This window comes from Lysobacter niastensis (genome assembly GCF_031457115.1).
Taxonomy (GTDB): Bacteria; Pseudomonadota; Gammaproteobacteria; order Xanthomonadales; family Xanthomonadaceae; genus Lysobacter_J; species Lysobacter_J niastensis_A.
Genome location: NZ_JAVDVY010000002.1, coordinates 650,216 through 660,966, shown reverse-complemented (window position 1 = coordinate 660,966; position 10,751 = coordinate 650,216). Strand labels below are relative to the sequence as shown.

Genomic DNA, 10,751 nt, shown 5'->3' with positions numbered 1-10,751 from the left:
GATGATCGATCATCAACATATGCAGAAAGGGGATATCTAGGAATCGGCGGAAATGCCTTTAAATCCAGGGGAATTATCGTCTTGGATTGATAGGGAATGGTGTCGTATATCAGGGGTTGCTTGAGTCGCGTCGGTATACAACCAGGTATATCCTGAAGGGGCCCGTCTCGCTTATGGAGGCTTGCCGTGACCCACGTCGCCACCCCGCTAACAGACAAAGCCATTAAGGCTCTGAAGCCTAGGGAGAAGCCCTACACGCGGAATCTCGGAGCGGGCCTTGTCCTTTGGGTCTATCCCAACGGAAAGAAGTACTGGCGCTACCGTTTCGTGCTGGAGGGGAAGCAGACGCTGAAGGGGCTTGGGGTCTACCCAGACGTGTCATTGGCCGATGCCCGCAAGACCCATGCGGAAGCCCGCGCGCTGGTGTTAAAGGGCATCAATCCAGTACAGCAATCGAAGGCGGCCAAGAAGGCTAAGAAAGAAGCCGCTACGAACACCTTTGAAGCGGTCGCCCGCGAATGGGTGATGTTGAACAAGCCGCACTGGTCCGCCTATTACTTAAAGCAGGTCGAGACCGTCCTTGGGCGTGACTTGTTTCCTGCAGTAGGGGCGATGCCAATTAGGGACATCAGAGCCGCGCACTTGCGGCCCCTTTTGAAGGAGGTTGCCTCCCGGAAAAGTGTGCCGGGCTCCAAACGAGTGCGGAAGCGGGGTGCGGCCACTGTGGCAATTCTGATTCGCCAGTGGTGCGGGGCGATCTTCAATTTCGCGGCAGCGGAGGGCCGGGTAGATGAAGACCGCAACCCCGCGCAGGTACTGAAGGGGCTGATCAAACGGCCCAAGGTTCAGCACCACAAGCACCTGGCCCGCGCAGACCTGCCCAAATTCATGGCAGACCTGCGCGCACTGAATCATCCCGAGGATCCTAAGTTAACGGAGTCGGTGAAGATCGCGGTGGAGTTGTTGGCGCTCCTATGGGTGCGGACTGCAGAACTCCGAAACGCCGACAAGGTGGAGTTTGATCTGGAGGGGGTAGCCGATCTCGGTCCGGTGTGGAGGATCCCTGGGCACAAAATGAAAATGGGGATCTCCCATTACGTGCCACTTCCTCCTCGTGCCTTGCAATTGATTGCACGGCAATTCGTGCTTTCGGGCGATTCTCCGCATCTTTTCCCCAACCAGCGCACCGCTGGGAAGGTCATGTCAGCAACAACGATCAACCGAGCCCTGGGGAAGATGGGGTGGGGTGGACGATTGACTGGCCATGGTTTTAGGGGGACTGCCTCAACTGCACTGCATGAAGCCAACTTCAACCATGCGGCAATAGAAAAGCAGTTGGCGCATGCGGAGCGCAACAAGGTGGCGGCGAGCTACAACCATGCAGAGTATTGGGAAGATCGCAGAGAACTCATGTATTTTTGGGAGAATCTTCTGCTTTCTGGCGGAGCCAACGTGGTGTCTATCGGTGAGGCAAAAAAGGTTGCCTGAAACAGCTTGTTAGCAGGTCTTTCAAGCAGTAGCATTCCTTTTCATGCGGCGACCTCGGCCGCTGACAACTAAGCCCGCAATGGAGTGGAGCCTGAATTCAGGCCACGACGTTGCGGGCTTTTTGCTTTTCCAGGAGACAGGAAAATGGCCGTGACGTTCAAAGTAGAAGCCATGGCAGCCCAGTGCTCGCCAGATTCCGAGAAGTCGAAGCGGATGCGTACGTACAATCCAGATGCTTACAAGGCAGTGCCGCCATCGGCTCCGCTTACCGTGTCGCAGTTGCTCAGGATCAAAAACCTTCAGGCGATCTACAACGCGTCCCATGCCACGATCCGAAAGCGATCCAAGTTTGGTCTGCTTCCAAAGCCGGACGGCTATGACATCTCAATGGGTGACAAGGGGAAGCGCGGGCGGCCCTATTGGTATTCGGAAACTATCCGCGAGCACCTAGAGGCCATGAAGGCCAAGGACGCAGAGGCAAATCAGCTGCGAGCTAATGGCTCACCCGGTCCGTAGCCAGAGTTGCAACCTCGCCCGGGACTGCGGGCAGGCCTTGGCCAAGAGCCGAGAGCGGCACTGAAAAATGTCTCCACCAAGGCGACAAGCCTGTCTCCAGATGGCGACATGGCGACAAGGTATGGCGGCAGTCCCAACGATAGCGCTTAGCAAAAAAAACATGCTGGAGAGCCATAAAATGGGCGCGCAAGGCCTGCATACCCTATTGAATCAAAGCCTGGGATCGGCACCTAGCACGACAGGGGATGTCCAATGGAAGGAAAAGAATCGCGCGCCATCAAAGGAGCCAGCTTGCTTCAAGGCAGCGGTGCAGGAGTCCGCACAGGTCAAGGCAAGTCTCAAGGCTGATATCTACGCGAAGCGGTACGCTGAACTGCAACGCGACGTGGAGACCTTGCCAAAAGGCAAGCTTTACCAAAGGTATGCTAGTGAGTTCAGCTCGTGGAAGCGGGCGATGTACAGCCGCCAAGACGGTGTTTCATTCGACAAGGCCGCCTTAGGCGACTTCCGCAACTGGCTGCTACACCTTGGCCCGCGACCACGGGGGCGGAGGACTCGCGACTACACCGCTGACCGGGTAGACCTACGAAAGGGTTATGAACCAGGGAACCTTCGGTGGGCTTCGATAGCAGAGCAGAATCGGAATCGCAGAATCGCCAAGTGGATTGATTGGAGCGGGAATCGCTATTCCCGAAGGGGTTTCGCGAAGCTCCTAGGCGTTCCATATAAGCGGATTTGCAAACAGCTTGAACGGAACTGGCCAATCTCCCGCATCGTGGAAGCTGCGGGAGGCGACCCTGACCCTGTGCTGGGCTTTCGATTTCCGGAGGGCGCAGCTGAACTCCTGGAGCGGGAGTATCGCAGGCGCATGGAACGGTCGAGTTCTTATTACACGCTTAATCGCCTTGATTGGCTCCCCCTGTTCTACGAGGACCAATGGAAGGCGGAAAGTAGGCCGGCCGCCCGAAGCAAGTTCAAGGCCCTGTGGGAGGAGGCCAAGCGAGAGCGGGAAAGGCGTTATGCCGCGAGGGAGGCGCTAGAGGCGTCCAAGCGGGACGAATTGCTATTGCGGGTTGCTCCACCAGATCCGAGTACCGCGCCCCTTTCACTCACAGAACCTGCCTTGAGCGGTGAACGGGCGAGGGGCTGCAATCAATTGCAAAAGTCGACGGCGGTGAGCAAACCTGAGTCGATCTCCAAGGAAGACCGCGAACGACAGCGAGAGATGATCCGGCTATGGCTTGTTGAGCACCGGCCGAAGTCCTTCACGGAAAAACGTTAGGTAGTAGGAGAGCACTTTAAGCTGTCTGAAACAGTGTGGAGCAGCCCATGCCCATCGATATCAAACCTCTCAGGTCACCTCTGCGCGGTGCTCGAACCTATCTCAACAAGAAGGGGCCGGGCTTTCAGGAAATACTCAGGGCGGCACCAAAAGGTCAGGGAAAGCGAGTTTTTGAACCTGCAACGGCCGTGAAGTCACTCAGGGCTATGGCCTTGTCACGAGACGCAGCGGCGGGGGACTCTCGTGCGTACGCGGTGAACGCAGAAAACCTTGACAGGCTCTTGGCACAAGCCCGCCGGGATGGTCAAGCCGAGGCATGGAATGACCGCCGTAGTGCACTCCAGCGCCAAGGCTTTACCTATCGGGCCGCCAAGGACGATGCACCAGTGAGCTTTGGCATGAGCGCACATGCCGTGCGAATGCAACAGCCTGCCTTCCCGTCACTGCCAAGCGCCGGATTGAACCTATCTGAAGGTTTCCGAAGGTGAGCGACCTCAGTCCGAAGCAGCGCCACGCGGGCCAGCTAATTGCCGCAGGTCATACCCACAGACAGGTCGCGAAAACGGTAGGGGTGACCCCGCAGACAGTAAGCGAGTGGGTAAGCCGTCCTGAGCTTCGGGACTATGTGGATGCCATGCTATTGGCAGCACAGCAGGAGACCGCGCAAACCCTTGCAGGACTTCGACTCCGAGCCGTTGAGCGCTTGGGAGGACTCCTGGAGCACGAAGCTCCGGGGATTGCCCTCCGCGCGATTGAAACGGCACTAGACCTAACAGCCCCTCGTACTCAGTCGACGTCCATTCCCATGCCTTCAGACAACGGAGCATGGGGCGCGATCATCGCAAAGCTCAACGCCCATGAAGTCACGAAATCTGCCAAGCCAAATTGACCTGGAGGCCGCTCGCGAGGCGTGGCGGTTACGGGAACTGGGATGCCAAGGGGGGGCTCAAGTTCAAGCGGTCATGCTCTACGCTGTGGCAAGGGCGATCAATCGGCCTATAGAGGCGATGCCGCCATTCGGTGATGGGGGAAAGTTGTGGGAGGCCTTCAGGGCTGCAATCAATTGCAAGGCGATCTCACTGTTGGAACTGCCATTATCCATGCTGTCTCCTGGCGAACGTTTCGCCCTCGTCGCGGGGACACTATTCAATAGTCCGCATTTGCCGCATGGCGAAACACTCCTTGAGCTCATGGGCAGCGCCACGGACTGCGGAACCGAGGAGATCGGTGAGCTCGTACTTTCGTCTACGCTACGGTTACGGGCCGTGCAGGCTGTACTCCCAGCCGAAACCTTGCGCTTTCTTGGCGTAGAAGAGCCCTCCGATGAGTGTTCCAGCGAAGAGCTCCCCGACCAGCGGATTACTTCGATGGGCTTGTAGACCAGGGTTTCCGGCTTCTACTGCCAGCTACAGCCTCTTGTGGATATCAGCCATCGCGGATGGAAACGAATGGCCGCTTCCGACCCAAAGCGGCCCTTGAGTGTTTCATCCGATCCGACCCGCTGGGTCCGGTTATACGCCGGCTTGTTAGCCGGACCCAGCTTGCATAAGCTCAAGCCGAATCAGGGGGTTACAGCCCATTCGCTGGGGTGTGGCGTCAGACGTATAACCGGACCCACGGGTCCGTCTATTAGGTAGTTAGCCGTGCACCCAAAGTCTCGCGATCTTCAAAGGCTACTTGTGGTTGCTCTTGTCAGTGCATTGGCTGGCTGTACTCCTCAGATCTTCCAGTTAAGTCCTGAGATCAATGGGAAGTTCAGTGTCAGCGGCGCGCCCCAACAAGGCATCAGCGTTCTGGCTGGCGAGTTGCCCGCCGGCAGTGACTCATGCAAGGGTTTGCCAGTTGTCGCCACAACTGACTCGGAAGGCGTTTTCCATATCCCTGCTGTAACTCGCAAAGCCTACTTGTACAGGTCCGCTGATGCCATGAGCAGCACTGTCATCTGCTTCAGGTACGGCGGGAGAGATATAGCAGGCACAATGCTGGTCACCTACCAGCGTGAGGACGAACCGTTCAACTTGCTTTGTCGGATTCCGACACGCCCAAAGAACGAGTACGGTGGCGGCCGCGTTTGCATTAGCACGGCTAACAATTCATTCAAGCCGAAGCCGCTTCGCGGCTCGGCTTAATTCAGGCGTTAGGCGCTATGACACGCATCGCGGCCATGCTCGCAATCTGCCTGGTTGGAAGCCTGTCCGGCTGCGACAAGCCGGTGCAGATTTCCGGTGACACTTTCCTCAAGGAGATCTGCCAAGGCGGCGGAGCCAAGAACAGCTACTGGAGCGCCGAGTTTTCCGGCATCAAGGATGGCTACGCGTATCTTCGTTACTGGAGCGCCGCTCCTGGCTCCTCCGCAGGCAGCGAGGTCATCCACTTCACTCCCATAGGCCAGCTTCCGCCCGGATTCTCAGCCAACAATCCAATGGGCGTTTGCCAAGGCTCCACGGCGGCGCCTAACAATTCATTCAAGCCGAAGCCGCTTCGCGGCTCGGCTTAATTCAGGCGTTAGCGGGCATGCCAAGATTCTTCCAGATTGCGCTCACGTCTCTGGTATCGCTGGCAATAGCGGGCTGCTTTTTGGAAACCATGGACGCGTCCTATGCCACAGCGCAGGAAGTGATCAGCAGCGGATATCTGGAGAAGGGTTGGATTCCCAAGTGGCTGCCCAGTAGCGCCACAGACATCCGCGAGACCCATAACATCGACTCAAACGTGAGTGAGTTGTCGTTCTCTGTTCCTGACCGCAGCTCGATTGCGCTTCCCGAGGATTGCAAGCCAGTTGGATACGCAGGTACCGTTCAAGCCTATATCCGGCGCCGCTGGTGGCCGAGCGAACAAGAGCTGGCGACCTCCTATTTATTCTTTCAGTGCCCGGCTGACGCTGCGGATTACGCCTTCGTTGGCATCAGCAAGTCCGGCAAGAGAGTTCTGCACTGGCGGACCTATGCCCGCTAACAATTCATTCAAGCCGAAGCCGCTTCGCGGCTCGGCTTAATTCAGGCGTTGGCCAATGTCCGCTTCTGGCCGATAGCGGCCATTGAGGCGAGCCGGTCGTCCTTGGGCCCTCAGTGACCGCTACCGGCCCCAAAGGGGCGCTCGCGTCGACGCGGTGATGGGCGCGCTGACGCGATGCATGCGGGCCGTTATTAAAGTTTAGGTGCTGCGGCCTTCGCCTCCTCGCGCTTGGCTTCCGCAACCGCATTAGCTTTTGGCGTGGAAATCTCGATGATTCCCCAATCAATGGTTGATCCCATGCCTACGAACGTAATAGTCAGGTCACTGAACTTCCACGTGGCGTCGACTTGATTAAACTCGGCCCCCATGCGGTTTTGAACCTTGGAATGATTGAGGGTCGTGGGACTGCCGTACTTTTCAGTAAGTAACTCTAGTAGGCCTTCTTGGGACTTCAGGCCGTAGGTTCCCGCTGACACGTTCTCAATGCGCCCATCGATAACCTTCACATCGATGGAATCCTGTCGAAGCCCAGCAGGAAGAGGATCAATCATGACTTCGAGAGACGCGTAACTCTTGTCCAATACGAAACCCGGCTTAGGCGCGTAGCCTTGCTGGAAACACGGCATCGAGCCTGTCATTTCATGGGCATACTTGTACCTGGGGCCGACATAGCGGCTCAGGGCAGGGTCAATTGGGCACTCTGGCAACGTGAACTCCGCCCCCAGCCTGAGACCGAGAACGTCAAGGCTTGGGGAGGATTGGATTGCCGGAACCTTCGGTTTGGTGGCCGGCTTGGCGTTCGGGGTAGCGGCTGTGACAACCCCCGTCAGAGCGGACAGAACGGATGCAACCAGAACCCTGCGAAACATAGCTCCCCCATGAGCAACCAAGTTGTGGGGTGAATCCTAACCCGCCGTCGCAGTTTAGGAGACCGGCCGGGCGCAGGCTTCCGGGTCCTTGTTGTGCCGCCGCTCTCCGACGGCTAGGCTGATCTGTCATGGCAAAGCTACTGTTCTCTGTGTCCGACCGGGCCGAAGGTCACGAGGTGACCCCGGAGGCGGTCCCGCTTGGCTTGCTGAAAGAGTTTGTCAAAGACGTTGCGACGTTCATTCGCGGTGACGATAAGGAGATAGACACCTCGGATCTGATTGTCTCCGTGGTGACGGGCTCGCTGGCACTTCAGTCCCATGAAGAGTTGTCGGAAGGGCTATCTATATGGCACGACATTGAGCGCCTAGCAAACGGACGCCTAGATGGTATTGATCCGAAGCGGGCATCCGTCGCCGAGAAGTGGCGAGTGGAGGCGATGAAGAGGCCGACCCGCACCTTTCGCATTTCCGACGTTGCGAATGTCCGAGTTGTCGCGATTAACGCCAACACGTTTTTTACTCGTGAGCTTCAGTCGAATTGGGTTTTGGTCGAACGGTATCTGACGGGTGTCGTTGAGGACTTCGGTGGGGCAACAGCGGCGAATATTCACTTGCGCCTCGAAGATGGCTCCAGCATGAAGATCGATGCCACGCGCGATCAAATCCGCGAGCAGGAACTTAATCCCGTCTATCACACGGTGGTGATGCGCGTAGAGCTTGAGGAGGATCTGGTGACCGGGGAAAAGAGGGGCGCCCGGTTCCTGGGTTTTGCCGACTACGATCCGCGCATTGATGACGACGAGTACAACGAGGCGATAGAGGCCGGTCGAGTCGCATGGAAAGACGTTGGGGACGCGGCCGATTGGGTTAGGAAGATTCGAGGGGGTAGGGAGTGACCACACGCCCTGTAGTGCTCGATACCAGTTTTCTTATAGCGTACGCCGACCCGGAGCGGGAACACCATGCGGTCGCGAAGGCCTACTTTCGCGAAGCGATCCGCCTTAATTTGCCGTTGCTGCTCTCCACTCTTGTCGTTGCTGAGTTTGAGCGTAGGCAACCGTTGAGCCAGCTTGGCCTACATAATTTCCGAGTCCTCCCCTTTAATTTCGATGACGGACAGGAAGCGGCGCGCCTTGCGGAGGAGTTGTTCCCTAAGGACGCCGAGAACGACCGCGTATGCCTCGTGGCAGATGTAAAGATCCTGGCACAGGCAAAGCGGGCTGGCGCGAGGGTCATCCTGACGGAAGACCACAAGAGCATGGCCAAATACGTTGATGGCTTGCGGCAGAAGGGCCTTATCGACTGCTATCCCGTCTTAACCAAAGACGGATTCGATGCAGGAAAGCTGATCGATCCGGCAACTCCCGGCTTGCCGTTCCCACTCCCGGCTGCGGGACCCGTGAAGACCTAAGCCGGACGGCAAAACCGACCAAGGATCAAACTGCTCGGTTTCGGCGGAAGAAGGGCGAACTTCTCACCGGGCGCCTAGGGCAAAATGAAAGCCTCCGAACAGGGAAGGCGTCGCCCCAAATCCTGTTGGTATATGAATCCGTATATTAGCCCAGCGGATAGGAAATAAATGCCTAGTAAATCAATAGTTTAGGATCACTTATGGTCCTCATGATCGACAACTACGACTCCTTTACCTACAACCTCGTGCAGTACCTGCAGGCACTGGGGGCGGAAGTGAAGGTGGTCCGCAACGACGAGCTGTCGCTGGCACAGATCGAGGCGCTGGCGCCCGAGCGCATCGTGATTTCGCCCGGTCCCTGCACGCCGCATGAGGCGGGCGTGTCGGTGGATGTCATCCGGCAGCTGGGCGAGCGCATCCCCACTTTCGGCGTGTGCCTGGGTCACCAGAGCCTGGGCCAGGCGTACGGCGGCGACGTCGTCCGCGCCAAGACCATCATGCACGGCAAGACCTCGCGCATCCGCCACGAAGGCAAGGGTGTGTTCGCAGGCCTGCCGGACGCCTACGAGGCCACGCGCTACCACTCGCTCGTGGTCTCGCGCGAGACGCTGCCCGATTGCCTGGAGATCACCGCCTGGACCGACAATGAGGACGGCACCTTCGATGAGATCATGGGCCTGCGCCACCGCGAGCATCCGGTAGAGGGCGTGCAGTTCCACCCCGAGTCGATCCTGACCGAGCACGGCCACGCGCTGCTGAAGAATTTCCTGGAACGCTGACGGCCATGCCCATCACCCCCCAAGAAGCCCTGCAGCGCACGATCGAGCATCGCGAGATCTTCCACGACGAGATGGTCGAGCTGATGCGCATGATCATGCGCGGCGAGGTGTCGCCGACGATGACCGCGGCGATCCTCACCGGCCTGCGCGTGAAAAAGGAAACCGTCGGCGAGATCGCCGGCGCCGCCACGGTGCTGCGCGAATTCGCGCGGCCGGTGGTGGTGGCCGACCGCACGAACCTGGTCGACATCGTCGGCACCGGCGGCGACGGCGCGCATACCTTCAACATCTCCACCGCCAGCATGTTCGTGGTGGCCGCGGCGGGCGCCAAGGTCGCCAAGCATGGCAACCGCAGCGTGTCGTCCAAGTCCGGCAGTGCCGACGTGCTGGAGGCGCTGGGCGCGGCGATCGAGCTGGAGCCGGAGCAGGTCGCGCGCTGCATCGACGAGTGCGGCATCGGTTTCATGTTCGCACCGGTGCACCATCCGGCGATGAAAGTGGTCGCGCCGGTGCGCCGCGAAATGGCCGTGCGCACGATCTTCAACATCCTCGGGCCACTGACCAATCCGGCCGACGCGCCGAGCATCCTGATGGGCGTGTTCCATCCCGATCTGGTCGGCATCCAGGTGCGCGTGCTGCAGGAACTGGGCGCGCAGCGCGCGCTGGTGGTCTGGGGCCGCGATGGCATGGACGAATTGTCGCTGGGCGCCGGCAGCCTGGTCGGCGAGCTGCGCGACGGCGTGGTGCGCGAATACGAAGTGCATCCGGAGGACTTCGGCATCGCCATGGCCGCCAGCCGCAACCTGCGCGTCAACGACGCGGTCGAGTCGAAGGCGCTGGTGGTGCAGGCGCTGGGCAACCAGCCCGGCCTGCCGCGCGAGATCGTCGCGCTCAACGCCGGTGCGGCGATCTACGTGGCCGGTGTCGCCGACAGCATCGCCGAGGGCATCGAGCGGGCGCGCGCCGCGCTGGCATCCGGTGCCGCGCTGGCGAAGATGGAGGAGTTCGTCGCACTGTCGCGACGGCTCGCCGCCGTGGAGGCCTGAAATGGACGACGCCTTCGCGAAGTTGCCGCAGCCGCCTTATTACGCCGTGATCTTTTCCTCGCGACGCAACGGCGAGGACGATGCCGGCTACGGGCAGGCCGCGCAGCACATGGTGGACCTGGCGTCGCAGCAGCCGGGCTTCCTCGGCGTGGAGTCCACGCGCGGCGAGGACGGTTTCGGCATTACCGTCTCGTACTGGGAAAGCGAGGCGGCCATCGCCGCCTGGCGCCAGCACGCCGAGCACGCCGCCACGCGCGCCTACGGTCGCACCCATTGGTACCAGCATTACGAATTGCGCGTGGCCAAGGTCGAACGGGCCTACGGAAAGCGCATCGGACAACAGCACATCACACAAGAGCGCGCCGATCAAAGGCGTGCCGACGAAGAACCTACCAGTACCTGAGC

The 10,751-nt window shown here is 59.2% G+C and carries 13 protein-coding genes; 12 read left to right on the top strand and 1 reads right to left on the bottom strand.

Features of this window, described 5'->3' with window-relative positions; genetic code table 11:
* Window positions 1-186: 186 nt before the first annotated feature.
* The 7 genes from J2X06_RS12260 (at window position 187) to J2X06_RS12235 (ending at window position 6,241) form a co-directional block, all read left to right on the top strand.
* A complete protein-coding gene (locus J2X06_RS12260) occupies window positions 187-1,488 on the top strand; it encodes a tyrosine-type recombinase/integrase (protein WP_310062820.1) in 1,302 nt (433 codons plus the stop codon).
* 144 nt (window positions 1,489-1,632) lie between these two features.
* Complete coding sequence (locus tag J2X06_RS12255; protein WP_310062819.1) at window positions 1,633-2,004, top strand: hypothetical protein; 372 nt, start codon at window positions 1,633-1,635, stop codon at window positions 2,002-2,004.
* 160 nt (window positions 2,005-2,164) lie between these two features.
* Window positions 2,165-3,286 (top strand): hypothetical protein, encoded by a 1,122-nt coding sequence (locus tag J2X06_RS12250; RefSeq protein WP_310062817.1) that lies wholly within the window; start codon window positions 2,165-2,167, stop codon window positions 3,284-3,286.
* Between the two features lie 47 nt (window positions 3,287-3,333).
* Entirely contained in the window at window positions 3,334-3,774 is a 441-nt protein-coding gene (locus tag J2X06_RS12245; RefSeq protein WP_310062815.1) for a hypothetical protein, read from the top strand.
* Complete coding sequence (locus J2X06_RS18070) at window positions 3,771-4,175, top strand: helix-turn-helix domain-containing protein (RefSeq protein ID WP_430539576.1); 405 nt, start codon at window positions 3,771-3,773, stop codon at window positions 4,173-4,175. The genes J2X06_RS12245 and J2X06_RS18070 overlap by 4 nt, the downstream gene beginning before the upstream one ends.
* Window positions 4,176-5,432: 1,257 nt before the next feature.
* A complete protein-coding gene (locus J2X06_RS12240; protein WP_310062813.1) occupies window positions 5,433-5,783 on the top strand; it encodes a hypothetical protein in 351 nt (116 codons plus the stop codon).
* A 17-nt stretch (window positions 5,784-5,800) separates the two neighbouring features.
* Complete coding sequence (locus J2X06_RS12235) at window positions 5,801-6,241, top strand: hypothetical protein (protein ID WP_310062811.1); 441 nt, start codon at window positions 5,801-5,803, stop codon at window positions 6,239-6,241.
* Window positions 6,242-6,432: 191 nt separating this feature from the next.
* Here the strand turns inward: J2X06_RS12235 and J2X06_RS12230 are convergent, their stop codons facing one another.
* The gene (locus J2X06_RS12230; RefSeq protein ID WP_310062809.1) at window positions 6,433-7,110 is read right to left on the bottom strand and encodes a hypothetical protein; all 678 of its coding nucleotides are present in this window, start codon (window positions 7,108-7,110) and stop codon (window positions 6,433-6,435) included.
* A 128-nt stretch (window positions 7,111-7,238) separates the two neighbouring features.
* Here J2X06_RS12230 and J2X06_RS12225 point away from each other — a divergent pair, with 128 nt between their 5' ends.
* The 5 genes from J2X06_RS12225 to J2X06_RS12205 all read left to right on the top strand — a co-directional run bounded on the left by J2X06_RS12225 (window position 7,239) and on the right by J2X06_RS12205 (window position 10,749).
* Window positions 7,239-8,006 (top strand): hypothetical protein, encoded by a 768-nt coding sequence (locus J2X06_RS12225; protein WP_310062807.1) that lies wholly within the window; start codon window positions 7,239-7,241, stop codon window positions 8,004-8,006.
* Window positions 8,007-8,020: 14 nt separating this feature from the next.
* The gene (locus tag J2X06_RS12220) at window positions 8,021-8,521 is read left to right on the top strand and encodes a type II toxin-antitoxin system VapC family toxin (RefSeq protein WP_310062805.1); all 501 of its coding nucleotides are present in this window, start codon (window positions 8,021-8,023) and stop codon (window positions 8,519-8,521) included.
* Between the two features lie 200 nt (window positions 8,522-8,721).
* The gene (locus J2X06_RS12215) at window positions 8,722-9,300 is read left to right on the top strand and encodes an anthranilate synthase component II (protein WP_310062803.1); all 579 of its coding nucleotides are present in this window, start codon (window positions 8,722-8,724) and stop codon (window positions 9,298-9,300) included.
* 5 nt (window positions 9,301-9,305) lie between these two features.
* Window positions 9,306-10,346 carry an anthranilate phosphoribosyltransferase gene (trpD, locus tag J2X06_RS12210; RefSeq protein WP_310062801.1) on the top strand — a complete coding sequence of 347 codons (1,041 nt, stop codon included), beginning with the start codon at window positions 9,306-9,308 and terminating at the stop codon, window positions 10,344-10,346.
* Between the two features lies 1 nt (window position 10,347).
* On the top strand, window positions 10,348-10,749 hold the full coding sequence (locus J2X06_RS12205) for an antibiotic biosynthesis monooxygenase family protein (RefSeq protein ID WP_310062799.1): 402 nt from the start codon (window positions 10,348-10,350) through the stop codon (window positions 10,747-10,749).
* Window positions 10,750-10,751 lie beyond the last annotated feature (2 nt).

What these genes read in the sequence shown, in the direction of transcription:
- J2X06_RS12255 (WP_310062819.1), top strand. Translation starts at nt 1,633, where the DNA reads ATGGCCGTGACGTTCAAAGTAGAAGCCATGGCAGCCCAGTGCTCGCCA.
- J2X06_RS12215 (WP_310062803.1), top strand. Translation starts at nt 8,722, where the DNA reads ATGGTCCTCATGATCGACAACTACGACTCCTTTACCTACAACCTCGTG.
- J2X06_RS12205 (WP_310062799.1), top strand. Translation starts at nt 10,348, where the DNA reads ATGGACGACGCCTTCGCGAAGTTGCCGCAGCCGCCTTATTACGCCGTG.
- J2X06_RS12245 (WP_310062815.1), top strand. Translation starts at nt 3,334, where the DNA reads ATGCCCATCGATATCAAACCTCTCAGGTCACCTCTGCGCGGTGCTCGA.
- trpD (WP_310062801.1), top strand. Translation starts at nt 9,306, where the DNA reads ATGCCCATCACCCCCCAAGAAGCCCTGCAGCGCACGATCGAGCATCGC.
- J2X06_RS12250 (WP_310062817.1), top strand. Translation starts at nt 2,165, where the DNA reads ATGCTGGAGAGCCATAAAATGGGCGCGCAAGGCCTGCATACCCTATTG.
- J2X06_RS12240 (WP_310062813.1), top strand. Translation starts at nt 5,433, where the DNA reads ATGACACGCATCGCGGCCATGCTCGCAATCTGCCTGGTTGGAAGCCTG.
- J2X06_RS12235 (WP_310062811.1), top strand. Translation starts at nt 5,801, where the DNA reads ATGCCAAGATTCTTCCAGATTGCGCTCACGTCTCTGGTATCGCTGGCA.
- J2X06_RS12230 (WP_310062809.1), bottom strand. Translation starts at nt 7,110, where the DNA reads ATGTTTCGCAGGGTTCTGGTTGCATCCGTTCTGTCCGCTCTGACGGGG.
- J2X06_RS12225 (WP_310062807.1), top strand. Translation starts at nt 7,239, where the DNA reads ATGGCAAAGCTACTGTTCTCTGTGTCCGACCGGGCCGAAGGTCACGAG.